Origin of the sequence: Salipiger bermudensis (genome assembly GCF_020171625.1) — a bacterium.
GTDB lineage: Bacteria > Pseudomonadota > Alphaproteobacteria > Rhodobacterales > Rhodobacteraceae > Salipiger > Salipiger bermudensis_B.
On the sequence record NZ_JAIUZY010000020.1, the window covers coordinates 1 to 23,440 of the forward strand.

The 23,440-nt window shown below is 65.2% G+C and carries 23 protein-coding genes; 7 read left to right on the plus strand and 16 right to left on the minus strand.

From position 1 onward, the window contains the following. Positions 1-183: IS3 family transposase (locus tag LCM15_RS21370; protein ID WP_224859849.1), on the plus strand; the 183-nt coding region annotated here is incomplete at its 5' end. A 123-nt stretch (positions 184-306) separates the two neighbouring features. Here LCM15_RS21370 and LCM15_RS21375 read toward each other — a convergent pair. The 4 genes from LCM15_RS21375 to LCM15_RS21390 all read right to left on the minus strand — a co-directional run bounded on the left by LCM15_RS21375 (position 307) and on the right by LCM15_RS21390 (position 5,064). Continuing rightward, the gene (locus tag LCM15_RS21375; protein WP_224859850.1) at positions 307-468 is read right to left on the minus strand and encodes a 30S ribosomal protein S6; all 162 of its coding nucleotides are present in this window, start codon (positions 466-468) and stop codon (positions 307-309) included. Positions 469-729: 261 nt separating this feature from the next. After that, positions 730-1,752 (minus strand): siderophore-interacting protein, encoded by a 1,023-nt coding sequence (locus tag LCM15_RS21380; RefSeq protein ID WP_224859851.1) that lies wholly within the window; start codon positions 1,750-1,752, stop codon positions 730-732. After that, entirely contained in the window at positions 1,745-2,956 is a 1,212-nt protein-coding gene (locus LCM15_RS21385) for an MFS transporter (protein ID WP_224859852.1), read from the minus strand. The genes LCM15_RS21380 and LCM15_RS21385 overlap by 8 nt, the downstream gene beginning before the upstream one ends. Then, positions 2,956-5,064 carry a TonB-dependent siderophore receptor gene (locus LCM15_RS21390; RefSeq protein WP_224859853.1) on the minus strand — a complete coding sequence of 703 codons (2,109 nt, stop codon included), beginning with the start codon at positions 5,062-5,064 and terminating at the stop codon, positions 2,956-2,958. The genes LCM15_RS21385 and LCM15_RS21390 overlap by 1 nt, the downstream gene beginning before the upstream one ends. A gap of 544 nt (positions 5,065-5,608) precedes the next feature. Here LCM15_RS21390 and LCM15_RS21395 point away from each other — a divergent pair. Beyond that, positions 5,609-6,100: a hypothetical protein gene (locus tag LCM15_RS21395; protein ID WP_224859854.1), complete on the plus strand. Its 492-nt coding sequence runs from the start codon at positions 5,609-5,611 to the stop codon at positions 6,098-6,100. A gap of 301 nt (positions 6,101-6,401) precedes the next feature. On the opposite strand, the gene LCM15_RS21400 is transcribed toward LCM15_RS21395, so the two are convergent. The 3 genes from LCM15_RS21400 to LCM15_RS21410 form a co-directional block, all read right to left on the minus strand. Continuing rightward, a complete protein-coding gene (locus tag LCM15_RS21400; RefSeq protein WP_224859855.1) occupies positions 6,402-7,064 on the minus strand; it encodes a hypothetical protein in 663 nt (220 codons plus the stop codon). A gap of 510 nt (positions 7,065-7,574) precedes the next feature. Continuing rightward, a complete protein-coding gene (locus LCM15_RS22930; RefSeq protein ID WP_224859856.1) occupies positions 7,575-7,751 on the minus strand; it encodes a transposase in 177 nt (58 codons plus the stop codon). A 363-nt stretch (positions 7,752-8,114) separates the two neighbouring features. After that, positions 8,115-8,744 (minus strand): hypothetical protein, encoded by a 630-nt coding sequence (locus LCM15_RS21410; protein ID WP_224859857.1) that lies wholly within the window; start codon positions 8,742-8,744, stop codon positions 8,115-8,117. A gap of 11 nt (positions 8,745-8,755) precedes the next feature. Between LCM15_RS21410 and LCM15_RS21415 the strand changes: the two genes are divergently transcribed. Together LCM15_RS21415 and LCM15_RS21420 are read left to right on the plus strand one after the other, a co-directional pair. Continuing rightward, entirely contained in the window at positions 8,756-9,358 is a 603-nt protein-coding gene (locus LCM15_RS21415; RefSeq protein ID WP_224859858.1) for a hypothetical protein, read from the plus strand. Between the two features lie 612 nt (positions 9,359-9,970). Continuing rightward, positions 9,971-10,291, plus strand: coding sequence for a hypothetical protein (locus LCM15_RS21420; RefSeq protein ID WP_224859859.1), 321 nt, complete (start codon positions 9,971-9,973; stop codon positions 10,289-10,291). Between the two features lie 1,056 nt (positions 10,292-11,347). Here the strand turns inward: LCM15_RS21420 and LCM15_RS21430 are convergent. The 3 genes from LCM15_RS21430 to LCM15_RS21440 are packed head-to-tail and all read right to left on the minus strand — an operon-like array spanning position 11,348 to position 12,978. After that, positions 11,348-11,668: a DUF2218 domain-containing protein gene (locus tag LCM15_RS21430; protein ID WP_224859860.1), complete on the minus strand. Its 321-nt coding sequence runs from the start codon at positions 11,666-11,668 to the stop codon at positions 11,348-11,350. A 28-nt stretch (positions 11,669-11,696) separates the two neighbouring features. Next, entirely contained in the window at positions 11,697-12,557 is an 861-nt protein-coding gene (locus tag LCM15_RS21435; RefSeq protein ID WP_224859861.1) for a VOC family protein, read from the minus strand. Between the two features lie 13 nt (positions 12,558-12,570). Then, on the minus strand, positions 12,571-12,978 hold the full coding sequence (locus LCM15_RS21440) for a DoxX family protein (protein WP_224859862.1): 408 nt from the start codon (positions 12,976-12,978) through the stop codon (positions 12,571-12,573). A gap of 95 nt (positions 12,979-13,073) precedes the next feature. Here LCM15_RS21440 and LCM15_RS21445 point away from each other — a divergent pair, with 95 nt between their 5' ends. The 3 genes from LCM15_RS21445 to LCM15_RS21455 all read left to right on the plus strand — a co-directional run bounded on the left by LCM15_RS21445 (position 13,074) and on the right by LCM15_RS21455 (position 17,078). Continuing rightward, entirely contained in the window at positions 13,074-14,015 is a 942-nt protein-coding gene (locus LCM15_RS21445) for a LysR family transcriptional regulator (RefSeq protein WP_224859863.1), read from the plus strand. 675 nt (positions 14,016-14,690) lie between these two features. Then, a complete protein-coding gene (locus tag LCM15_RS21450) occupies positions 14,691-15,626 on the plus strand; it encodes an OmpA family protein (protein WP_224859864.1) in 936 nt (311 codons plus the stop codon). A 540-nt stretch (positions 15,627-16,166) separates the two neighbouring features. Then, complete coding sequence (locus LCM15_RS21455) at positions 16,167-17,078, plus strand: GntR family transcriptional regulator (RefSeq protein ID WP_224859865.1); 912 nt, start codon at positions 16,167-16,169, stop codon at positions 17,076-17,078. Here LCM15_RS21455 and LCM15_RS21460 read toward each other — a convergent pair. From LCM15_RS21460 to LCM15_RS21485, 6 genes are read right to left on the minus strand one after another with little or no spacing between them, the layout of a single operon-like run. After that, entirely contained in the window at positions 17,075-17,890 is an 816-nt protein-coding gene (locus LCM15_RS21460) for an alpha/beta hydrolase (protein WP_224859866.1), read from the minus strand. The genes LCM15_RS21455 and LCM15_RS21460 overlap by 4 nt on opposite strands. Then, positions 17,890-18,774: an N-formylglutamate amidohydrolase gene (locus LCM15_RS21465; RefSeq protein WP_224859867.1), complete on the minus strand. Its 885-nt coding sequence runs from the start codon at positions 18,772-18,774 to the stop codon at positions 17,890-17,892. Before LCM15_RS21465 ends, LCM15_RS21460 begins: the two co-directional genes overlap by 1 nt. Continuing rightward, positions 18,771-19,460: an RraA family protein gene (locus tag LCM15_RS21470; RefSeq protein WP_224859868.1), complete on the minus strand. Its 690-nt coding sequence runs from the start codon at positions 19,458-19,460 to the stop codon at positions 18,771-18,773. Before LCM15_RS21470 ends, LCM15_RS21465 begins: the two co-directional genes overlap by 4 nt. Continuing rightward, positions 19,457-20,257, minus strand: coding sequence for a creatininase family protein (locus LCM15_RS21475; protein WP_224859869.1), 801 nt, complete (start codon positions 20,255-20,257; stop codon positions 19,457-19,459). The genes LCM15_RS21470 and LCM15_RS21475 overlap by 4 nt, the downstream gene beginning before the upstream one ends. Continuing rightward, on the minus strand, positions 20,254-21,801 hold the full coding sequence (locus tag LCM15_RS21480) for a serine hydrolase domain-containing protein (RefSeq protein WP_224859870.1): 1,548 nt from the start codon (positions 21,799-21,801) through the stop codon (positions 20,254-20,256). Before LCM15_RS21480 ends, LCM15_RS21475 begins: the two co-directional genes overlap by 4 nt. Next, the gene (locus LCM15_RS21485) at positions 21,798-23,432 is read right to left on the minus strand and encodes a dipeptide ABC transporter ATP-binding protein (RefSeq protein ID WP_224859871.1); all 1,635 of its coding nucleotides are present in this window, start codon (positions 23,430-23,432) and stop codon (positions 21,798-21,800) included. Before LCM15_RS21485 ends, LCM15_RS21480 begins: the two co-directional genes overlap by 4 nt. Positions 23,433-23,440 lie beyond the last annotated feature (8 nt).

Sequence of the window (23,440 nt, forward strand, 5' to 3'; positions counted from 1 at the left end):
TTCAACCTGCTGAAGCGAGAGCGGGTCAGGCGACGGACCTACCGAACACGCGAAGAGGCCAGGCAGGATGTGTTCGACTACATCGAGATGTTCTACAACCCGAAGCGCAAACACGCCCGAAACGGAATGCTGTCGCCGGTCGACTTCGAGCGGCAGCAAAAACTGAGATACGAAGGCGTCTAAGAAACGCGGGGCTATTCACATCGACCTTGGGAGTATAGTAGAAAGACGAGCGCGCGATCGACAGCAGCTTGCACTGCTGGCCGATCGACAGGTCCAGGTGGTCCGGCTCGATCATGCCGCGCCTCACTTCCCGCCCCAGGTCTTCAGCTTTCGTTCCAAAAAAGAGTTGGCCAGCGCCAGCTCACCGATCTTGGCGTGAAGCTCCTTCACCTGCTCCTCGTCAATCTCGGGCTTCTTGCCGCCTCCCGCGCTCGAACACACCGGAGGCGCCTTCGAGCAGGCCACGCTTCCATTGATGGATCATCGTCGGATGCACCCCGAACCGGCTTGCCAGCTCGGCAGCGTTGTTCGGGCTTACGCCGCGCCACCGGCGCGGCGGTCCCTCCAGCCCTCGCCTTTCAGGGCCTCCAGCGCGACCTTGGTTTTGAACTCAGGAGCGTGCTGCTTCCGTTTCGAGATCTCTGATCTCCTTCTCGTCGAAGATCAGCAGACTGCAAATCGTAGCTCATGTCAGTGTGCGAATTCCGGGGGTAGCTCAGCGGGCTTTCATGTCTTCTGCCAGAAGGCCGAAACATAGGCGTCTTTCGGACGCCGGCCTAAGGCGCGCCAGGCGGAGCGAACCGATGTGGCCAGCTCCCGCTCTCCTGCGAACCAGAGGAAGATATCCTGCTCCTCGGCAATCGCGGCCTTCGCGTCCCGTCCCATATCCTCACGACGTTCCGGCTCGGCGTAATCGATCTGCAGCCAGGAATGATCGGGCAGAGGATAGGCCGCGCCGGCGGCGTCGGTGTAGAGCGTTATGCGCCCGGTCGCGTCGGGGTTGGCCTCGAGGATGCGCGCGATTGCCGGGAAGGCGGTTTCGTCCGCAAAGCCGCGCAACTCGCCCGAAATCAGGCATCCGCCGCCGCCCGGGGCCATGACCAGCACTTCCTGCCCGGGTTGCGCCGTCCGGGCCCACTGCGTCGCGCGGCCTCCGGCGTGCTCGAAGAGATCGAAGCAGAGCTGCCCCCGGGCCGGGTCGACCGTGCGCGCGGTGTAGACCGGCAAATGAAGCCGGTCGGCGCCCTCTGGCCACTTGGTCGCGCCGTTCGGCGCCACCGTCGGCCACCGGGCCGCGCGCCCTTCGGGCGGGAGGCCGAGGCGGAAGTGGATCGCCGCGTCGGTGAAGCGAGTGACGTCGCCCTGCAGCGTGATCCTCAGGAAGCCGCCCGCGAGGGGCGCGACGCCGAGCACCCTCATGAGCGCCGCATTCGCGGGCAGACGCCCCTCGGGCGGCGCATCGCTCCAGCGGATCGCGTCTGCCACGCCGGGCGCGGCGGCCCCGAGCTGCGCCACCAGCGCGTCCTTGAGGACCTGCAGATACTCCGCATGAGGGGCGTGAAGCGCGACCTCGACCCCCTCGCCGCGGCTCAGAAAGGCGATGCGGCCATAATAGCTCTCGAGCACCAGCCCCTCCGCGTCGTCCCGCAGCAGCGGCAGGTCATACTCCCGCGCCTGCGCGCGCGCCGCCCGGCGGAGCGGATTGAAGCGAAGCCCAAGCGAGGCGGTGCGGGCGGTGATCTCAGGCATGGCTCGGCGCCTTCTGCCCCGCAACGCGCCAGATCATCGGCAGCGCGGCGAGCGAGAGCGCGCAGGCCAGCCCGAAGAACACGCCATAACCGAGATGCTCGGCGAGATAGCCCGCGGCGGTCCCGGCCACCATCGAGATCGCCGCATCCATGCATTGAAACAGGGTGAAGTCGACGCCGCCCTGACGGGGGTCGGACCAGCGCATGAACTGGCCGTAGAGCGCAACGAAGCCGAACGCCATCACGGAAGCGCTTGCCACCATCGCGGGCGGGGCCACCATCGCCGCCGGCAGTACGGCATCATTGGCGGACAGCGCCACGACCGCGAGGATCGCCGATTGCAGCGCCACCGCGCCGACCAGAACGCTGCGCGCGCCGAAGCGGCGCACGCAGGCGCCGCCGGTCATCGCCCCGAGAAAGCCCAGCGTCAGGCTGCCGACGCCGCTCAGGAGGCCGAGCTGTGCCAGATCGTAGTCGGCATCAATGAAGAACGGGCCGAACATGCCCATCGCGGTCTTCTGCGCCACCACGTAAAGCGCGGCGATCAGGAGCCCCTTGCGGACCTCCGGGCGCTCGAGCGCGGCCCTCAGGCTGGGCGTGTGGGGACGGGGCTGGGGCCGTGCGCTGCGGGCGAGCCGCACGAAGGGCAGGCAGAGCACCGCAATGACCAGCGCCATGGCCCAGCTTGCGCTGAGCCATCCGGCCCGATCCACGAGGATGAGAAAGACGCCGCCGCCGATGGCCGCGCCGAGATAGGCGCCGCCAACCTGCGCGGCGTTGCCCCAGCCGTAGCGCGTGTCCTTCAACGCCGCGACGGCATAACCGTCGCAGGCGATGTCGACGGTGGCGGTCGCGAAGGCCGCCATCATGAGGACGGCCAGCACCGGCAGCACCGGGAACGGGCCGATGAGCCCGACCACCAGCAGCGCGGCGGTCACCACCGCGGCGCCGCCCAGCACGATTACCGCCGAGCGGTCGCGCCCGCCATCTGGCAGGCGGAACCGTTCCACTGGAGGCGCCCAGAGGAACTTGAGCGCCCAGGGCAGGACCAGAAGCGACACCAGCCCGATCTGGTCCAGCGGCAGCTCGCGCGCCCGCAGCACACCGGGCAGCCCAGTCCAGGTCACGCCACCGATGACGCTCTGCGCCACGTAGACGCCACCGATGGCCCCGATGACGCCCCAGTGTCCCGCTTGTCCGGACATCAGAACCGGTAGGCGATGCTGGCGGTCGCGGTGCGGCCCTCGATGCGGTAGCAGTTGCCCGCGCTGCAGGTCTGGTCGGTGTTGTCGAACACGTTCTTCACGTTCACCTGAAGGCCGAGCCCGTCAAATCCGATCTGGGCAAAATCATACGACAGTGACAGATCGGCGAAGAACAGGTCGTCGTTGCGGAAGGTGTTGGTATCGTCGCCCCAGCTTTCGCCGACATAGCGCAGACCGCCGCCGAAGCCCCAACCCTCGAGCGCGCCTTCGCGCGGCTCGTAGAAGGCCCAGAGCGAGGCGGTGTGTTCGGGGGTTGCAGAGAGTTGGTTGCCCTCGGTACCCGAGGCACCGCGTTCGATTTCCATATCGAGATAGGTGTAGGCAGCGGTCATCCGCAGATCGTCGGCGAGGTTGAACTGGCCCTCGATCTCGAGCCCGCGCGAGCGCAGGTCATAGGGCACCTGCACCTGGGCGAGTCCGCCGAACGCCTCCCGATCGACGGTCTGGAACACCACGCCGTCTTCCTGCTGGATGTCGAAGAGCGAGGCGGTGATCAGGCTTTCGGTGTTGGGCAGCTGGTACTTGAAGCCGATCTCCTTCTGCAATCCGCGGGTCGGATCGCCCGAGCGTCCGCTGTTCGGCGCATTGGGCCCGTCGAAGACCAGCCCGGTCGTCGGCACGAAGCTGCTCGACAGGTTGGCAAAGAGCGACAGGTCGTCGTTGACGGCATAGCTGACGCCGATCCGGCCCGAGAAGCCCTCGTCGGACTTGTCGGTGCCGGTCTTCGCAGCATCAAAAGTGGTGGTCTCGACCCAGTCGTAGCGCCCGCTGAGGAAGACCGTCCAGTCGCCGCTCTTGATCTGGTCGTGCAGGTAGACGCCGAGCTGTTCGCTCTCTTGGCCACCGGAATAGGGCTGGTCGATCGCGTCGGTCGCGTCCGCCGAGACATAGCCCACGCCGCCGGAATAGGCGTCATAGGAGGCATCGCTGTAGTCGAGCCCGGTCACCAGCGTGTGGTTCAGGGCGCCCGTCGTGAAGAACGCCTCGACGCTCGTGTCGACGGCAAAGGTCTCGGAGTCCTCGAGATAGTGCCCCCAGTAGCGGCCAAGGCCGGGGTCCGCGGCGTAAAGCCCGCTGTACTCGAGATCCACGTCGACCTCAGAGTAACGCAGGTTCTGGCGCAGGGTCACGCTGTCGGTCAGCGCGTGTTCGATCTCGTAGCCGAGGCGCCACTGCTCGGTGTCGAAATCGTTGTAGTCGGGATCTCCGACATAGCGGTCGGAGGCCTCGCCGTAGGACGGGTTGTAATAGGAGGCCGTGCCGCCGCGGGTGGACTTGGCGTATTCCCCGAGCAGGGTCACGGTGGTGCGGTCGGTCAGATCGTAGGTCACCGCGGGCGCGATCATGGCAAGGTCGTCGCGGTAGCCATCGAGCGGCGTTTCCGCGTCGCGAAGCACCCCGGTCAGCCGGTAGCTGAGCCGGCCCTCCCCGACCGGCCCGGTCAGGTCGAACTTGAGCTCCTGATGCTCGTCGGTGCCGAAAGTCAGCTGCACCTCGCGGAACGGGTCCTGCTTGGGCCGCTTGGACACGATGTTGACGATGCCGCCGGAGCCGCTGACGCCATACATCGACGAGGACGGCCCCTTGAGCACCGAGACCGCCTCGAAGCTGTAGGGGTGGTTCTGGTACCACGCCGAGGGGCCGTTGACCTGCCGCAACCCGTCGCGGAACAGGCCGGTGTAGTAGGACGAGAAGCCGCGCAGGTAGATTGCGTCGTAGCGGCTGTCGAAGCCGAAATTGGTGGTGCTGGCGCCGGAGGTATAGCCGAGCGCATCGAGTAGAGTGCGCGGCTCCTGATCCTCGATCTGGTCCTGCGTCACCGTGCTGATGCTCTGCGGGATGTCGCGGATCGCCGTATCGGTGCGCGTTGCCTGCCGCCCGCTCTCGGCGACATAGCCGTTCTGAACCAGCGTGTCGTCGCTTTCCGCCTCAAACACGAGGGTCCCGAGATCAAACCCGGCGCCATCCTGCGCCACGGCGCTCGTGGCGAACATTGTGGTCGACGCCGCTGCAAGACCGGCGAGCAGGGCAATTCGAGAAACAAGCATGGGAGCCTCCATCCTGGTGGCCCTGGCTGTTTCATGGCTGAGGCATCCTTTCTCGCCTCTTGACAGTTTTTGTCGGATAACTTCAATCCACCTGCCCAGATGACGACCTATTGAGACATGGTGTTTGTATCTTTGTGGCAACAGGTCCATGGCAGGCGTGCTTTGGCCTGCCGTTCCGTTTTCCAAGCGGCGCGATCGGGAGCGGGGCGCCGAACTGCCGGCAGGCGCGGACGACACCCAAACGCGCTAATGTCTTCGAAGCGCGTCTTGGCATCCGACGTAGCGCCGTGACCGAACCGCCGAAGGCTCTCGACATGATAATGCGCCATCAGATTCATGACTTGGGACAGGTGACGCGCAGGGGGGGGCGGAGGCGGGCTTGCCATTCCCAAGTTCTTTTGTCAGAAATTCGTGAAGCGCCAGCCGGTTCCCGCCATGCAAGCCTGACCTCATGTGTATCGACTTGCGGGAGGCCGGATCGGCCGGCCTTCCGCCTTTTCGCACAGCGTGGGGGCCGTCCGATCCCGCATGTGAAAGGGTTGCCATGATATTCCCCGAACGCCCGAGCCGCCGCCGCGAACCGATCCGCCCGCAGCACGATCTGCGTGGAGCCGCGACGCTCGATCCGGTTCTACATTGTGTTCTGACCATCGCGCGGCTTCAGTTCCAGAGCTTTGCCACGCCCGAAAGCGAAAGCTGGACGTGCGCGCTGCCCCATGCCGACCGGCTATTCGGGCGCGAGGTTGCGCCGGGGCTCGTCTGCGGGGTCCAGCGCGCCGTGCAGGAAATGCGGCTCGCCCGGAAGAGCGTCTTCAAGTTCTCGAACCCGGGCTGCCGCCGTTGCGCGGCGCGGATCAGCGGCCATGAGCGCCTGCTTCTGAACATCCTGCGCGCCATGATGTGCGGGCGACCGCAGGATGCCGAGGCCCACGCCATGTTGCTGTGCGAAGGCAATGATACCAGTGCCTTCCTTACAGAGGTCTCATCGCTGGCAATGGGCCTGCGGTCGCTTCGCCCGGCGGTCATTGACCAGTAGGGCGGCAAGGCGAGCTCACTCATCTTAGGGCCCGGTTCCCGCGACAGGGCCCGGGCCCTGGCCCCAAGGGTCTGAGCGGTCAGGCCGGAGACCAAGACATCGCGAACGCCTGCGAGAGAGGGATACCGTCTCCGGCGCAGCGGCTTGAATACGGGTGCGTCCGCAAACCGTGTTGGTCCGCACCGCGTGACAGAGCTGCGGTCGTTCAACTTGGATGGGCAGCATACTCGACCGACCGGAATTCAATCTCGATATTCATTCTGAACGGGTGAGCAAAGTCTGCGCTGCGCAAGTCTCTTCTCTACCCTGTCGAATGGCTCGAAAGAGCGTAGCCCATCGGGGATCCGATCCGAGAGCTTCGGCCAAATTTCATTGTCACCACATCCGGTTTGCACCGAAGCCCCAAGGATTCAAGAAATTGCTGGAACACACCGCCCGTTTGGCGCGTATCAATCCGGACGAACTGGCCTTTGAGATCGGCCAGCAGGGACGTCGCGAGCGCGACTGCATCGCTTCCGAGCTCCGCCGTGATCGGCCCGATGACGTAGCCTCGTCCGAACCTTCGCCGCATTGCGAAGCCAACAGCTTGCCCCGCGCGCTCGATCACCCGAGTATCCGATTTTTCCAGCAGCCCCGACAAAACCACAGATCGATCGGCGTCGTAGGACGTCTGGTCGAGCTCCAGCACTTTGAGAAAATCTCCCGGGTCGAAATTCCGGATCTGAGCAAAGGCCATCAAGTTGAGCTGCAGCACGCCTTCGTATTTGAAGACCGGCTGACCACGTTGCGCGCCGAGCCCGCGATAGAACAAAACATCGTCTTGGCAGGCGTTGAGGAAGGCCCTTGGCCCGCCGCTACGTTCGACGGCCTCCCTTGCCAACATGTCGGTAAGGCCCGATGAGCGGAGATTTGGATTTGCTATGACCATTCCAACCGCTGCGGCGTCTTTGCCGTAGGGAAGCACATTGCTGAGCCATGAACGCGCTCCATTTCGTCAACTGCAACAATCCCAAGACCAGTCTCGAGGTTCGTCGCCCAGTCGGACCGACGGTGCGGCCAGCCCACACATGCCGAAAGGCGATGCAAGGCATCGAGATGGCACGGACGCATCGCATTCATACTGAGACTGTAGCTGTCGACCTGGCGCTGAGTCGAAATGTAGGTCAGACGGAAAGTGCCAACATTAGATGAACGATCAGACGTGTTCGGAGAGCGGTCTCGACGAAGACACCGTCAATCACCTCAACGCCAACTAACGGCGGTCGCACTCAGCACGCGCCGGCGCTGGTTTAGTGAACGAGAAATCGGGCGTAGCTCACCGCATCGCTCTCCTGATAATCCGGATACTATGCTCGGGCGTCGCGCTCGCCGGCTCGTTCCTGTCAGCTGGATCGCAAACGACCAGCGGCGTGAAGACCGGCTCGCTGATCTCCTCGGTGGGGAGAACCAACTGTCCGTGCTGTGCCAAGCGCCGTCAGGCCAAGAGTTGGTTCGCGCGGATGCCATACCGCCCGGCCACAGCAAACACTGTCGCACCCGGCTCCAAGGTCTCCGCCACAGCGCGAGCCTTCGCATCGTCCCGCCAGCGCCGGTGACCCGATGCGTAGATCTCGACGCCCAGAGATTTGAGAAGCGGATTTGTCGCGCGCATTGCGAAAGGCACTCCCCATCATGAGATGGGTATCACCTCGCAGCGTCAGAGCCCCTCTACAACGTGGGGCGCAGACACCGCTCACGGACGTTCGGCGAACACGCTTAATGACTGCGCAAGTAGGAGGAGGTCGACAGCGGCAAACGCGCAGACGTCCTAAGCAAGATGGCAGCTTGCGCGACTAGATCCTGAATGACATTTTCGAAGCACTGAACGACGCCCGGCGCAAGCTGGCGCCCTGGCGGTAAGATTACAACGCTATCAGGCCGCACTCGTCTCTGTACAACTAGACGCCGTTCAAAGGCAACTGACGCTTCCCTAGAAAGCAAGAACGCGGCAGGCACATGCCGATTCAGGCGCTGGTCAAAGCGTTGAACCCACCTCCCCAGATCTGCGAACCAGGACGTTTTCGATCGTCATGTCGGGCTCCAGCCCCAGCTCCACACGCGCCTGCTGGATGATTGCGACATCCTGGACCACGGCCAGTTCGCGTGAAGCGAACAGCGCCTCCAGGATCTGGCAGATGAGCTCGATGATCAGTTCAAGCAGCGACTTAGCCGGAGCCAAGCGGTCGTCGACAATTTTGGGCAAGGGCGTGGGTTTCCGGCCGGCCTGCACCCAGACGAGCTGCCGCGGCTCATCAGGGCGCAGTGATTCCCAGCCGATCTGATGGCTCTCGAACAACCGCAAGCCCAACGCCAGCGCCTGGTACCGCGCTTTCGCCGCCTCGACCCGAGCGCCTTCAGCCTGCACCTGCGCGCGCAGCACCGTGACCTGTGTCCGCTCCGCCTCTGCCTCGCTGGAAAGCTCGACGACCTCCTGCTTCATCTCGCGCACACGCGTGCGTAGGCTGTCGAACTCTGCCTTCTTCTCCGCGATTACCGACAGCGCCTTGATGTGTATCTCGCCTTGTTTCTTCACCAGCCTGTCAATCTGCACCTGCTGGGCGGAGACTTCGCTCCGCGTTTCCACCAATGCGCTCTGCGTTTCCACCAGCGCGCTTTGTGAACCGCCTCGACGTCATGCCTGTGGTGATCGCCACGGGTTTCGTTTTTGGGGCGCAGCTTACCTATTTTGCAGTGGCTGCGGATCTCTTCGGCGTACTGTACGGGCTTCCAGAGTTGATGCCTGCGCTATTGGCGCTCCTTGCGACAGGAATGGGCGCGGCGCTCCTCTTGAATGTTCGCCTCCTTGGGCGCACTGGCATGGAGGTCCCGATAGTTTCCGGCCTGCTTCTGCTAGGCGCGTCAGGAATGGGTCTCCTTGCGGCTGCGGCACTCACTGATGGTCATCCCCCGTTGGCGGCGTTGATCGGTCTAGCGTGGGTTGGATTCTTCGCTCTCGGCTTTTTATTCGGCAATCTCAATGCCTTCGCCATGCGTCCACTCGGGGATTTAGCAGGGCTTGCTTCTTCGATAATTGCGTCAGTCTCTAGCATCGTGGCATTCGTTTTCGCCTCAGCGGTAGGGTTGGTGGCTGAGGGGCCGGTTTGGGTTGTCGCCTGGGCATTCGTACTTGCCGCGCTGCTATCCGCCGTCTTCATTCTGGTAGCTATCCCAGATGGATCTCGTAATCGGCTCCTTCGCACCATCGGCATTCGCAGGTGATCTTCAGTACGAGTTGGAACTGCGCCTTTTCTCACGCGCATTTTCTGAAGCAGACATTTGCGCAACCGCAGCGAAAGCTCACTTTGTCCGCACTGCTGACCTTGAAGCCCTGAACGATGCTGCAGGTGCCACGAAGGTCAGGAATGAGGAAGCCGCACTACGGCGATGGCCACTCTGGCGAACGGCTGCTCAGGGCCGAAAGCGGCGGCGTAAGGGGCAATCAGGCGTTTGGCCCTGCAGGGCAGCGGCGGGCGGTAGTGAGGTCAATACTACAAGCTCTTCGTTTCGAAACGGATGCCGGCTGTTAGAGAAACGGTATGAACCGGCACCAGTGGGGCGATATGGCCATGGCGCTACTGCGGCGCGTTTCGTTGCAGTGATCGATGGTCAACTTCCGCCTGCATCAGCATGTTGCTGCCGCCCGCATGGTGGAAGATTGTCAGCTTTCACGAGCCTCGACATACTCCCCCACGTAAACACCCTGGAGATGCCTGATGACACGTTCGCCCGAGCCACTATGCAAGTTCTCGATTTTGGAAACGGCAAGTGACCGGTGTAATCATGCGGCGTAATTCGCAATGGATGCGCTCTCAGTATCGGCGTGGGAGACCGATGAAGGTCGATCTAAAGAGGGCCTTGCTGAACCCGAGAATGTTCAATCTTTATGTGAAGGAATGGTACGGCAGACGTGTCTGTGAAGGATATAAGGCCGGCGCCACAGCGCTTTTGTCTGGCGGGATCGTCGTGTTGATGCTCAATGATCCGGAGTTTGTCGCCTCCATGGCGCCGCTGGTGAAATGGGGAATGATCACCGTTCCAGCCGCGTTTTCAATCTATAGCATTGCGGCATTATTTTTCCCATCCACCCTATTCTGGCTCAGGCATCAGCGAGAGGACGTAGAACGTGCGTTGGCTGATAAAAAGGATCGTTAGCATCCGCCAAGCTAGAAAGACAGTCGTCGGGAATCGCTAAAGTTGACGTCGATCAGTGTTCTGTGAAGCTCCCAAAGCCGACCATCAGGTCTATGATACTGCCTGCCACCCGGAAGGTCCGCTTTTCGGAAGCTGCGGCTCAGCGTCGGCTTGGCTGGCGAATGTCGGGTTTGGGCCGCGAGCGTCGACGCGCGAGGCCCGACCAAGCGCTTGGCCCTGCGGCGCAGCGAAGGTCGGGAACGAGCCCAAATTAACTAGTGCTGCGGCATGATCGAATGTCGGTTTCGGGTATCCTGCCGCGTAAAGCTTTGCGTCGTTTGAGGTCTTCGTAAAGCGCGTACGGGTCCCCAACGGGGGGGTGTTCAGTGCCGTCCGCTCTCAGCTCCGGGTTATCGATCCGAGAACGGCAGTCCGCCGGTCGTTGCGGATACAGCAAACGGCCGACGGCGGAGGCGGGAGCCGTGACGATGCCTGCCACGCCGGCGCCCTCCACGCCGTCCTAGATCGACGCGACGGCGGCGTCGACGGTCTTCTTTTTACGTTAGGTCACCTTGACATTTACTCCGGCCGCGGCTGGCCCCGTCAGCGACGGCGAGGCCGATGCAGGCGGTGGAGCCGGTGACGATGGCGCGTTTTCCCTCGAGATCGATTTTGATAAAAAATGGTCTCCGATGTCGTGCAGGTCCGGGCGGTGGCCTTCTTCTGCCGCCCATTATTGGCCAACGGCGCTAGTCCGGGACGTGCGGTATGTGCCTGGCCTTCGTGACCGGGGGCTACGCACGTCCTCGTCAGAAAGCGAGACGAAGTGGGTCTCTTAGTTAAGCCCGGTCGAGCATCGTGGAGACCTTCACGCCATTGGGCGTGGAATATGAGTATAACTGGATTACGACGGGGTTCTGGGCGGGCCAACGCTTGGCAATGGAGAAGCCGTCGGGGAACATCGTGTTTCCTGTTTGGTCGTCGGGTTCGGTTGCCCATTGCGGGGCAAATGCCCCGGTCAGGCGACGCGGTTGCTGCCGGCAGCGCCGGATTCCCCGGACGTGGCCATGCGGCGTCTCAGCTTACCTTTCGCGCGACGGAGTCCGTTTCCGCGGCCGGGCTCCAGTCGAAGCTGATGTCCTCGCGGAAGGCGAAGCGGGTGAGGTGGTTCTCAACCACCTGCGCAAGCTTGTCCGCCGCCTCGGGCGTGTCTGCGTAGACCAGGGCGCGCAGGCCGGTCTCGTCGGCGATCAGATCGGTGCGCTCGCCGCCGCCGAAATCGATGGTGCCGTGCAGTTGGTCGAACGCGACCTCGAACTTGTGCGTCCAGTGCTTGCAGAGCTGCTGGAGGTAGCGGCTGGCGTTCCGCGTGGTGATGTGGGCGGTCGTTTCGTACATGGTGGGTCTCCTTGTCTGAAGGGCCGGATCAGGCCGCGCGCAGGCGCAGGACTGTGCCCCAGGGATCGGTGAAGAGAGACGAGTCGCCGGGCTGTTCCCCGGCGCGTGCCGCGAGGCGCGCGTGAAGCTCCGGATCGGCGGCGACGATCTCGACCGAATGCAGGCCCGTCATGCCCGTCGGCCTCGGTCCAGCGCCGGCGCTATTCCAGGTGTTCGCTGCGATGTGGTGGTGGTAGCCGCCGGCGGAATAGAAGGCCGCGCCGCGCACCCGGCTCGTCACGTCGAGACCGAGGAGGCCGGTGTAGAACTCGTCGGCTTTCTTCACGTCGCCAACCTGCAGATGGACGTGGCCAACGACGGTGCCCGCCTGCATGCCGCCCCAAGGCTCATCGGGTGCGTCTGCCGCGAGCGCGTCGAGGTCGAGCCGGATCGTCGCCATGTCGACCTCATCATCGGCCCAGGACCAATCCTCGCTCGGGCGGTCGCGGTAGATCTCAATCCCGTTGCCCTCGGGGTCTGCCAAGTATAGCGCCTCGCTCACGAGGTGGTCGCTTGCGCCCAGCAGTCGGACGCCCGTCTCGGCGGCATGGCGCAGCCAGTGGCCGAGGGACGCGCGGTCCTGAAGCAGGAAGGCCACATGGAAGAGGCCGGTCTCGGTCCGGTCCGCAAGGCGCGCGGCGGGGTTGTGGATCAGCTCCAGCAGAGCCTCGCCACCGGTGCCGAGGCGGGAGAGGCCGGGACGGGCCTCGACCAGCTCGAGCCCGATGGCGTCGCGGTAGAATTCGGTCATCTGGCTCAGATCGCGCACGGTGAGCGCTACGGTACCGATGCGGAGGGGGGCGCTGGCCGAGGTGATCCCGGCGGGTGACAGGTTGGCTCGCGTAGTCATGGTTCCCTCCATCTCAGCGGGTTGTGCGGGTGGGCCGCAGGGAATGGGCGCCGTCGCCCAGAAGCGCCTGCACGATAAGCGCGACGATCCAGAAGGCGGGGTATTCCCAACCACCGCCCTCGTTGTCGAAGAAGAAGCCGGCGGCGCCGTGGACCATGAAAATCGCGCCCAAGAGGACCGGGATCAGCGCGACGGCGACGATGCGGGTATAGATGCCCGCGATCAGGGCAATGCCGCCGAGCGTCTCGACGAGGATGGTGAGGTAGGCCAGCGCGCCGGGCAGGCCGAGGCTCTGGAAGAAGCCGGCGGTGCCGCTGGGGCCGAAGACGAAGATCTTCAGCCCGGCATGGGCGAGAAAGAGGATGCCGAGGGCCACGCGGAGCGTCAGCGCGGCGTAGGGGGCGGTGCGGGTGTCGATCATCGGGAACTCCTGTGTGCTGTTGCCCCCATATGCCCTTGACCTTCCCGTGTGATAATACACTTTGTATGACAGGATTTCTGAACTGTGGGTGCGAGATGCTCGATCGACTGACCGGCATGGAGGTTTTCGCCGAGGTCGCCCGGCAGGGCAGCCTGTCGGGTGCGGCGCGGGCCGTGGGGATCTCTCCTACGATGGCAACGAAGCACGTCAACGCGCTCGAGGAACGGCTGGGGGTGAAGCTTGTCCATCGTACCACGCGCCGTGTCGCGCTGACGGATACGGGACGGCGCTACCTCGATCACGTGGAGCGGGTGCTCTCGGACGTGGCCGAGGCAGAGGCCGAAGCAGCGGCCGAGCGGGTCGAGGTGACGGGACAACTGCGTATCGCTCTGCCGGTCTCCTTCGGCATCCGGCAGGTGGCGCCGCTCCTGCCGGAGTTCATGCGCCTCTATCCGCGGCTGCGCGTCGACCTCGGCGTCGACGATCGCAAGGTGGACATGATCGCCGGTGGTTGGGATGTGGCGGTGCGGATCGGGCAGAACCCCAACGAGACCACCATCGCACGCAAGCTTGCCCATTGTCGCACGGTAGTTAGTGCGGCGCCGGACTACCTTGAGCGGCACGGTACGCCGGAAACGGTCGCCGATCTCGCCTCGCACAATTGCCTGAGCTACACCTTGTCCCACGATGTCGGTCCCGGCCGGTGGCCCTTCGGCCCGGAGGGCAAGGTTGCGGCCCCGGCCACGGGGAACCTGCAGGCGGATAACGGCGACATGCTGGTGGCTATCGCGCTGGCCGGGCAGGGGCTGATCTACGAACCGACCTTCCTCGTAGGCGACCACATCCGGGCGGGGCGACTACGGATTGTCCCGCTCGACCACCCGCCCTCCGAGATGCCGGGGGTCTACGCCGTCTATCCCGCCCCGCGGCGCCCGCCCGCCAAGGTGCGGGCCTTCGTGGATTTCCTGGTGGAGCGGTTCGGAACGGTCCCGCCCTGGGACCGGGATCTCGACCTGCCCCGTGCGCCGGTCACGTAATGCCCTCGACGATGCGTTTGCGTCCGTCCGCGCAAGGGGGCCGACGTGGCGAGCATAGAAATCGCGGATGGGCGCGCGCAGGTCGGGCGAATGGGCCGCGGCGGCCATGAAGACCTCGGTGCATCGCGCAGCGAAAGCCCGTTTCGTCCGCCCTGCCGACCTTCATCCTCCGATGATGCTGCGCGATGGACGAATGGCCGGTCTAGTGAAGCTGCACCGCGGCGATCGGCAAGGGACTGAACGGCAGGTCAGGGCCGTCAGCGTCCGCAGGCTCGGCGCGCCAAGGCAAGTGGCCTGCCGCGCCGCAGCATGGCCGGTTCGAGCCCTGAGTAACTCACCCTGCGCATGATTTGCCGCTTGGATGAAACCGGCGCTTCAAGCGTTTCATGTGATTTAGGTTGCACCGATTTCCTTGGTCCGGATTTTGGACGGGGACCTTTGGGAGCGATTTATGTGTTGCGAAGGACCGGTTCGCTAAGGCTTAATCACTTTAGGGCCTGCGGCTATGTCGACAGCTCGGATATGGCTTGAAGTTCCTCTGTCCCCCACACGTCGTCTCGTTCCGGACCCCCAGCGGGTGTCGCTTGTTTGAGGCGTGACGTCGCGATGCTGACGGTCCGTGTCATTCATCGATCTAAGCCGCAGTAACGTCGCGAAAATGAAAGGATACCGAAGATGTCGTTCCGGACCTACTTTGCTATCGCATTTTTTGCTACCGGTCTCGCGCTCCCGGCCGCCGCTCAGGAACCTGTCATCGTCCAGCCCTTCGCGGGGTCGGAATTGGCCCGGCCCCAATACGCCGTCGACTTTGATGTTCTGGGATACTTCACGGCGCTCGACGGCGACGTGGCTGAGACTGCCGAAATCGAGGGGCAGCTTCGGTCCGGCCTCTATTCCTGGCCCGAGGGCAAAGCTCCGATCGAGATCGAGCGCAGCTTCGAAACCGCCCTCGACGCGGCCGGCTTCGATATCCTCGTCGATACCGGCCTGCCAGAGTTCTCCGATGAGCAGAGCGCTATCAAGTCCCTGCAGGAAACCAACCGGATCGGTCAGCGCGGCTTCAGCATCGCCGGGCAACAGGTGACCGTGTTTCCGGGGCATTACATCTCGGCGAAGCGGACCGAGGCGGGGCAGACGACCGTCTTCACACTGACCATCAGCAGCAACCGACGCATCTACATGACCGAGGAAGTCACGTCCGCCGGGATGGAGGAGGGCACGGTGGATGTCAGTGCCAAGGCCCTGACTGCTGAAATCGAAGAAGCGGGAAAGGCGATCCTCTACGGCGTCCAGTTTGACACCGGCAGCGCGGTGATCCGGCCCTCATCGGCCGCGTCGCTCGAGGCGATCGCCGAGGTGCTTATGCAGCGCAATGGTCGCTTTTATGTCGTTGGCCACACGGATGACACCGGGGGATTCGAGCTTAACATGGCCCTCTCGGCCAACCGAGCGGTAGCCATCGTTTCGGCCTTGGTCCGGGACTATGGAATAGGCGCGGGACGTCTTCAGGCCGGTGGCGTAGGCCCGCTCGCCCCGCTCGCCTCAAACGAAAACGAAGCGGGGCGCCAGTTGAATCGCCGGGTGGAGCTGGTGGAGATGTTGGCGGAGTAGCGGCCGCTGTCTCCTGATAGTGCTCGACTTTACCGTTTGGACATTTCGCAATTACCCTCTCGAATCCTTGGCCGACTGAAGCGATCCTGCGGCGGCGGCCTTGGCGAACGGCAGCTTCGTCCGCTCTGCGGACCTTGGGGCCCTGGACTATGCTGCGCGGTGCCACTGATGGCCGGTTTGGGGAGGCCGCGCCGCGCCGTTGGTGACCCAGGCGAATGGCAGGTTTGGGCCGGGAAGTGCCCGGGGCGCGGCCGCAGCCAGGTCGCGAGGCGTGTCCGCTTGCTGCGCAAAACGGAAATCCGAGGGCTCGAGCTAAGGTCGCGATTGTCGGTGTTTGCCGGTTATACCGGCGCGCTAAGGAACCCTCTGCAGCTATACGTTACCCTCCTCCTACGGAATGCACTCGCCGTCGTTTGAAGCCAGGTTATCGCGCTCAGGTTCTCTTGTTGCGAAATATGTCGTATTACGGGACAGCCCTTCGGCTACCTCGCTACTCACCAGCCAAGGTGAAGTGAAATTGCATGACCCCGAGACGCAGACATGAGTGCCAGTTCAATCACATCAGCCGACGGTCTGAGCAATCTCCAGGCCGAGATCGCCCAGAAGATCCTTACCCTTGCGAAGGACGGGCACTGGAAAGAGGGAGAGCACGTCTCGGAGACGCCGCTGGCGAAGTTTCTGGGCACGTCGAGGACCCCGGTTCGCCGTGTCCTCATGCACCTGGAAGAACGGGGCCTATTTAGCAAGATCCCGAACATTGGCTTCCGCTTTCAGGGGCTGCCGGCGGAGAACGACAACCTTTCCGCACTGTTGCCGAAATCGGAGACCGAAACGCTCTACGATCAGGTGATGACCGCCCGCGCCTCGGGCGCGATCGCCCCCGAGGTGTCGGAGGCGGAACTGGCAGAGCATTTCGGCACCACCCGCGGCATGATCCGACTGGTGCTGATGCGGTTCGCCAATGCCGGCCTAGCCGAACGTCGCACCGGCCACGGCTGGCGGTTTGCCGAAACCCTAGACAATCCGCAGGCTATCCACGCCAGCTATGGCTTCCGGGTCATCATCGAATGTGGCGCATTGCGCGATGCGGGCTTCCGCCCCGATCTGGCGCAACTGGCCGAACTGCGCGCGCAGCAGCAGCGCCTACATGACACGCCAGTGGACCGGATTGCCGGCTCGGAATGGTTCGAGGCCAACGCCAACTTTCACGCCACCGTCGTCAGCTGGGCCCACAACCGCTTCCTGACCGAGGCGATCCGACGCCAGAACAGCCTGCGCCGCATGACCGAGGTGGTGGAGTTCACAGAGCTGAGCGCGGATCATATCCGCAAGGCTGCGCGCGACCACCTGGCCATCCTCGACGCGATCGAGGACGGCGATCCAGAAACTGCCGCGCAGATCCTCGATCGTCACCTCAGCCGCGATCCGGGCGACGCGGCGAAGCTGGACTAACCGGCCAGCAGGCGGGCGAAGAAGTCCTCCACCGGCGGCTGAAGGGCCGAGGCATCATGGCCAACGCCCAGCAGGTCACGGCGTTCGGGCGCTGCGCCTATCCCGCGTAGCGCCGCCTCCAGCGCAGAAAGCCGCGCCACCCGGGTTGCCCCGGCGTCATTGGCACCGTCCTCGCACCAGAAATCCGAACCGGGCTTGATCGTCATGCCCTCGGCTGTGTCGTCCGCCCCGACCAGCAGCTGGATCGGCACCCGGGCGACTGCGACCGCGTCGAAGGCCGCCCCGGTGGAGGTCGCCATGTCGCCGGTTCCCACCCACCAGCCGCGCGGATCGCCCGGCAGGGTCACCGTCCCCGGCGCCGCTATGGAGACGCCGCGCAGCCGGTCCGGGTGACGCAGCAGGAAGCGATGCGCGAACTGCCCGCCCCCCGAGAAGCCCGACAGCAGGAAGCGGTTGGTCTGCAGGCGAAAGACCTCGGCGATCTCCTCGACCATGCCCAGCAGCACTTCGTCATAGGCCACGCCGCCGTGGCGCATCAGCTTGTAGTTGTTAAAATCGTCCGGGCCGGTGATCCCGCAGGGGAACAGCGGCGCCAGCAGCGCACAGTGATGCGCCTCGGCGAAGGCGATGTAGTGGTCGCGCAGGGCCTGGGCATCGCGTTTGCTGTGGTGGATCAGCACCGCCAGCGGGTAGGTCTTCGCTCCCTCCGGATCGTAGCTCTCGGGCACGTAGGTGCAGTAATGGAACCGCGGATCGCAGCGGGCCGCAAACATGGCGCTGGCCGGCAGACGGTAGAAATTCATGCGTGCCATCAGGCCACCTCCGCCTTCACGTAGTCGGCGACGCGCGCCACCAGCCGGGTCATCGCCGCCTTGAAGGCCGGGTAATCACCGCTGCGCTCCCGCGTCGCCTCATCCATGTAGAGGCGGCGGTTGATCTCGAACTGGACGGAGTGGCGCCCGATGGCAGGGTTGGCATAGGCCTCCGTCAGCTCGGCCCCCTTGAAAGGCTTATTCATGGCCACGCTGAACCCCTCCTCCATCAGGATTTCCCGCAGAAGCCCGGTGAACTCGGCCCCCGCTGAGGTGCCAAGCATGTCTCCAATGCAGATGTCGGCGCGGGTCGTGCCCAGCCCGTCGGAGGACATGGCGTGGCCCGCGTCCGTCATCGAGTGGCAATTGATGTGCCAGACCCGGCGGTACTGGGCAAAGGCCCCGTCCAGCAGCTGACGCAGGGCGTCATGGTAGGGCAGCCAGTAGCGGCGGATGCGCGCCTCCGCCTCGGCCACCGACAGCGGCGCGTCGTACATCGGCGTCTCACCCCAGGCCTTGCGCCAGATCAGGCCCATGCCGCGGCGGGCGGTGTTGCTGTCGCGCGTGAGGTGCGGCCAGGGGCCGGCAACCATCAGCCGGTCCATGTCCGACAAGGACCGGTTGGTATCGAGGAAACTGCGCGGGAACAGCGCCGCCAACAGCGGCGCGCCGTGATCGGGGGCGGCAGCGAAGATGTCATCGACATGGGTATCGGCCGAGATCCGCACCATGGCTGGGTCGACCGCCGGCTGAAATTCGGCAGGCAGAACGGTGCCACTGTGCGGACTGTCCAGCACCAGCGGGATCAACGGCGCGCGGGGCGCAGTCACGGTCAGCACATCCGCCACCGAGGCAGGCATGGGCACCAGCAGGTCTTGTGTCATCTCTTCGCATCCTTCGGATCATTCAAGTCGGCGATCCGGGCATTGACCCCGGTGATATCACCCAGTCGTTCGCCCGCCGCGAGGCGGTCCATGGTGCGGGCCACCCGGCCCTCGCGCGCGATGCCCGCCTCTGCCTCGGCCGCGGCCTCATCGGCGGGCATCACCACCACGCCGGAGGCATCGCCCAGCACGATGTCGCCCGGCAGCACCGGCACGCCGCCACAGCTGACGGGCCGGTTCAGGGTGCCGCCCAGCTCCAGCCGCCGGGTGGTCAGCTGCGCGGGGCCGCGCGACCAGACCGGCAGGCCCTCCGCCAGGATCTCGGCCACGTCGGTCACGGGGCCGTCGAGGATCACCCCCGCCGCGCCGGCCCTCTTCGCCGCCCGCGCCACCGCCCCGCCCAGGCAGGCGAAACGGTCATCGCCCAGCCGGTCGACCACCAGCATGTCGCCGGGGCGCAGCAGGCTGACCGCGTGGTGCATCAGGGTGGAACACATCGGCGGCAGCGCCAGCGTGACCGCGATGCCCGCGCGCGCGGGCTGATGCGGATCAAGCGCACGTAAGCCGCGATCCACCATGCCGGTCAGGCGCACATGGCCCAAGGTCGCGGTCTCGATCTGCTCCAGCGCGCCCAGCAGGGCGGAATCCGCCGGGGAGGGCATCGGGTCGATACGGTAGCGGCTCATGCGAGGTCCTTTCCTGTGGCCGGGGCCTCTTGAAGATGGGTGACAAGCGCGGCGAGGCGCGCCACCAGATCCTCGGTGATGGCCGCGCCGGCCTCTGCCGTGGCGTGGGAGGCATCGCCGCCCAGCAGGCCGTCGGGCGCGATCTCGGACGCGGTGACCGGCAGGTTCACCCGCAGCCCTTCGAAATCCGCCCCCGACACGCCGCGCAGGGCCATGTTCAGCAGCGCCCCGCGCCGGTCCTGCGGCGGAACCTCCAGCGGTCGCGCCTCCCCTGCCAGCAGGTGCAGGGCGACCGAGGTGATCGGCTCGCCCCCGTGGCCCTTCACCGGGGCCGCGCCGAACTGCTCCGCCATCACCGCCCCCGAAACCGAGGGCCAGAGGTCGACCGATGCGATCACCGCCCCCCGCTCCCGCCGCAGGGCGCGGGTCACCTGCGCGATCAGCGGGGCGTTGGTCGTATGACCGTTGAGGATCAGGAGCCGCGTCAGCCCGTGGTCTAAAAAGCTGGTCAGCATGTCAGTTAGCACCGCGGTGAAGGTCTCCGCTCGGACCTGTACGCCGCCTGGGTAATCGCGGAAGAAATCGGCGTAGCCGAAGGGCAGCACCGGGGCTATCAGCGCGCCACTTCGGGTCGCGATCCGTTCGGCCAGCACCTCGGACAGGCGGTAGTCGCCCATGGGTACATGCGGCCCCTGCCCTTCCTGAGAGCCGAGAGGCAACAGGATCACGGGGTTGTCGGTCAGCCGCCGTGCCGCTTCGGCCTGGGTCATCCGGCCCAGATGGATCGGGGCGTTCATGGCGTCGTCTCCTGCGCCTTCGGACAGTCCTGCGACACGCGGGTGGCACACAATTGCGGCAGCCGCCGGAAAGAGGAGTTGACGTTCACCTCCCGCTCCAGCCGCAACTCGGCCCCGCGCAGCCACAGCCGGAGCGTGTCCCGGAAGGCCGTTTCTACGTAGGCACAATCGAGGATCAGGCAGCTCCAGCCCTCGGCATCGGGGGCGGACCAGGCCGCCCAGGCGGCGACACAGGCGCCGGGTGCTTCGAACTCGTAGGCGTGGTGCAGGCCCGCGCCGCTGAGCGTCGTCAGCCCCTCCTGCCGGTGGCCCAGCCCCGCGCGCACCTCGTGGCGGCCGCGCGCGTCCTCGACTCCGAGGCGGACCGACACGCCATCCAGGGCCAGCTGCAGGCCCGTCACCCCCTGCGCGTTGTCCTGCGCGAGGTAGCGCCCTTCCCAGCCCGCTGGAGCTGTTGCGGCGTTGCCCAGGGGCGGCGGCAGAAGGTCCAGCCCGGCCAGACGCGGAGCCAGCTCCGCGCCGCGCCACTGGCCAAGCGCGGGGCGCAGCTGTTCCTGGATCAGGCGTTTCAGGCGGCTGTCCTCGTCGTCCATGCCGGCGGTGACGGCCACCACCGCGCGTTCGTTGGGAAAGACGAAGCAGTTCTGCCCGAAAAGCCCGTTGGCCGAGTAGCTGTCATGGGGCCCGCGCCACCACTGGAACCCGTAACCTTCGCGGCGCTCAGCCTCGGCACCTTCGTGGCTTTCGCCAGGGCCGAGGTAGGCCTCCCCGGTCAGCACGCCCAGCGACACGTCGCGCAGCTGCATCCCCGTGGCGGCGCGCACCCAGTCGCGCGACAGCACCTGTCGGCCCTGCCATCGCCCGTCCTGCAGGTGCAGGATGCCCAGCGACAGCAGGTCGCGGCTGGTACACCACAGCCCGTTGCCGCCGGTGTTAATCCCTTCCGGGCTGAGATCCCAGCGAATACCGGCTGTCAGGCCCAGAGGGTCGAAGACCCGCCGCCGCAGCAGATCGTGACAGATTTGCCCCGTCACCTTCTGCACGATGGCCGACAGGACGTAGCTGCAGGCGCTGTCATAGACGAAGACCTCACCGGGCGCATGCTCCAGCGGCTGACGCAGGAAATCCGCGACCCAGCTCGTTTCCAGCTTACGCCAGGCCCCGCCCGAGATGCCGCGCCCGTGGCCGCTGGTCATGGTGAGCAGGTGGCGCAGGGTCATCGCCTCGATCCCCTTGGGCGCCACCGCGCGATGCTCGGGGAAGAAGTCGATCGCCGGGGCGTCCAGATCCAGCAGACCGTCGTCCCAGGCCAGCCCGACGGCCATGGCGGTAAAGCTCTTGGTGACCGAGTGCATCATGTGCAGCCGGTCGCGGCCGTAAGGGTCCCAGTAGGCCTCCTGGATCAGGGCACCGTCATGCCAGACCAGCAGGCTATGCACCTCCAACCCCTCGGCGGCGATCCGATCCAGCAAGCGCAGCAGCACCTCCGGATCGGTGCCATGGGCCTCGGGCGCGCAGTTCGGCAGTATACGCTGTCCACTCATGCGCCCGCCTCCGGCGCGGCGAACCGCCAACTTAGCTCCACGCCCTCGCCACTGCGTTTCAGGGTCGGGATCGCCGAGAGCAGCGCGCGGGTATAGCCGCTCTCGGGCGCGTCGAAGATCCGGTTTCGCGGTCCCTCCTCGACGATCTCGCCGTCACGCATGACGACCACACGGTCTGCAAGCTGTTCGACCACGCCCAGGTCGTGGCTGATGAAGAGGCAGGAGAAGCCGTGGCGTTTCTGCAGGTCCGCCAGCAGGTCCAGCACCTGCGCCCGTACCGTCACGTCGAGCGCGGAAACCGCCTCGTCCGCGATAACGAAATCGGGCTCGGATATGATCGCGCGGGCGATGGCCACCCGTTGCCGCTGGCCGCCCGACATCTCGTGCGGCAGGCGGTCCAGGTGCTTCTCCTCCAGCCCCACCTCTGCCACGATACGGCGGATGCGCTCGTCCTTTTCCTGCGCGCCGATGTCCACGTGATAGAGGGCCTCGGCCAGCGCACGCCGGATGGTGAAGCGCGGATCAAGAGAGCCGAAGGGGTCCTGGAAGATCATCTGGCAGTTCACGCGGAAATCCATCCACCCCTCGCTGCCCCGGGCGACCGGCTTGCCGCGAAACAGGATTTCGCCGCCGCTGTAGGGGATCAGGTGCGCCAGCGCGCGCCCCAGTGTCGTCTTGCCGGAACCGGAGGCGCCGACCACCGCAACCACCTCGCCCCGCCGCACCGACAGGCTGGCGCCTTTCAGGGCCAGCTTGCGATTGGCTCGCGACAGCAGCCCCCCGCGAGAGACATACTCGACCTTCAGGTCGCGAAGTTCCACCAGCGGGGTCTCGTCTTCCACGAAGGTGCGCAGGGGCCCGCGTTCGGGCATCGCCGCCAGTAGCTTGCGGGTGTAGTCATGGGCCGGCTGCGTTAGGATCCGGCGCGTCTCGCCCTGCTCCACCAGTTCGCCCTGCCGCATCACCATGACTCGTTCGCAGTAGCGGGCGACCATGGGCAGGTCGTGACTGATCAGGATCAGCGCCGTGCCGTTTTCGCGCGTCATCTCCACCATCAGTTCCAGCACCTCGCGCTGTACCAGCGCGTCCAGCGCCGTCGTCGGTTCATCCGCGATCAGAAGCGCGGGTTTCAGCAGCATGGCCGAGGCCAGCATGATCCGTTGCCGCATCCCGCCCGAGAACTCGTGCGGGTAGTCGTGCAACCGGTCGGCGGGAGACGGGATGCCAACGCGCTCCATCATCTGCAGAATGCGGGCGCGCCGCTCTGCCGTGCCCAGCTTCGTGTGGGTCCGCAGCGGTTCGTCCAGCTGCCGCCCGATGGTCATCGACGGGTTGAGCGAGGTCATCGGTTCCTGGAAGACGATGGCCACATCCTCCCCCCGCATCTTGCGTCGCTCCCGCGGGGACATCTGCGTAATATCCCGCCCGCGCAGGCGGATGATGCCGCCGCGCCCGACGATGCCGCCGGGCTGCAAGCCGATGACGGCGCGGCCCAGCATGGTCTTGCCCGAGCCGGATTCCCCGACAAGTCCCACCATCTCACCCGGGCGGATGTCGAAGCTGACGCCGCGCACGATGCGATTCTCGGGCAGGCTGGCGATCCCCAATTCAAGCGCCTCGACGCTCAGCAATGTGTCTT

Coding starts and splice junctions, on each gene's coding strand:
- LCM15_RS21380 (WP_224859851.1), bottom strand. CDS start 1,752: ATGCCTGAGATCACCGCCCGCACCGCCTCGCTTGGGCTTCGCTTCAAT.
- LCM15_RS21385 (WP_224859852.1), bottom strand. CDS start 2,956: ATGTCCGGACAAGCGGGACACTGGGGCGTCATCGGGGCCATCGGTGGC.
- LCM15_RS21390 (WP_224859853.1), bottom strand. CDS start 5,064: ATGCTTGTTTCTCGAATTGCCCTGCTCGCCGGTCTTGCAGCGGCGTCG.
- LCM15_RS21395 (WP_224859854.1), top strand. CDS start 5,609: ATGATATTCCCCGAACGCCCGAGCCGCCGCCGCGAACCGATCCGCCCG.
- LCM15_RS22930 (WP_224859856.1), bottom strand. CDS start 7,751: ATGCGCGCGACAAATCCGCTTCTCAAATCTCTGGGCGTCGAGATCTAC.
- LCM15_RS21420 (WP_224859859.1), top strand. CDS start 9,971: ATGAAGGTCGATCTAAAGAGGGCCTTGCTGAACCCGAGAATGTTCAAT.
- LCM15_RS21430 (WP_224859860.1), bottom strand. CDS start 11,668: ATGTACGAAACGACCGCCCACATCACCACGCGGAACGCCAGCCGCTAC.
- LCM15_RS21435 (WP_224859861.1), bottom strand. CDS start 12,557: ATGACTACGCGAGCCAACCTGTCACCCGCCGGGATCACCTCGGCCAGC.
- LCM15_RS21440 (WP_224859862.1), bottom strand. CDS start 12,978: ATGATCGACACCCGCACCGCCCCCTACGCCGCGCTGACGCTCCGCGTG.
- LCM15_RS21445 (WP_224859863.1), top strand. CDS start 13,074: ATGCTCGATCGACTGACCGGCATGGAGGTTTTCGCCGAGGTCGCCCGG.
- LCM15_RS21450 (WP_224859864.1), top strand. CDS start 14,691: ATGTCGTTCCGGACCTACTTTGCTATCGCATTTTTTGCTACCGGTCTC.
- LCM15_RS21455 (WP_224859865.1), top strand. CDS start 16,167: ATGAGTGCCAGTTCAATCACATCAGCCGACGGTCTGAGCAATCTCCAG.
- LCM15_RS21460 (WP_224859866.1), bottom strand. CDS start 17,890: ATGGCACGCATGAATTTCTACCGTCTGCCGGCCAGCGCCATGTTTGCG.
- LCM15_RS21465 (WP_224859867.1), bottom strand. CDS start 18,774: ATGACACAAGACCTGCTGGTGCCCATGCCTGCCTCGGTGGCGGATGTG.
- LCM15_RS21470 (WP_224859868.1), bottom strand. CDS start 19,460: ATGAGCCGCTACCGTATCGACCCGATGCCCTCCCCGGCGGATTCCGCC.
- LCM15_RS21475 (WP_224859869.1), bottom strand. CDS start 20,257: ATGAACGCCCCGATCCATCTGGGCCGGATGACCCAGGCCGAAGCGGCA.
- LCM15_RS21480 (WP_224859870.1), bottom strand. CDS start 21,801: ATGAGTGGACAGCGTATACTGCCGAACTGCGCGCCCGAGGCCCATGGC.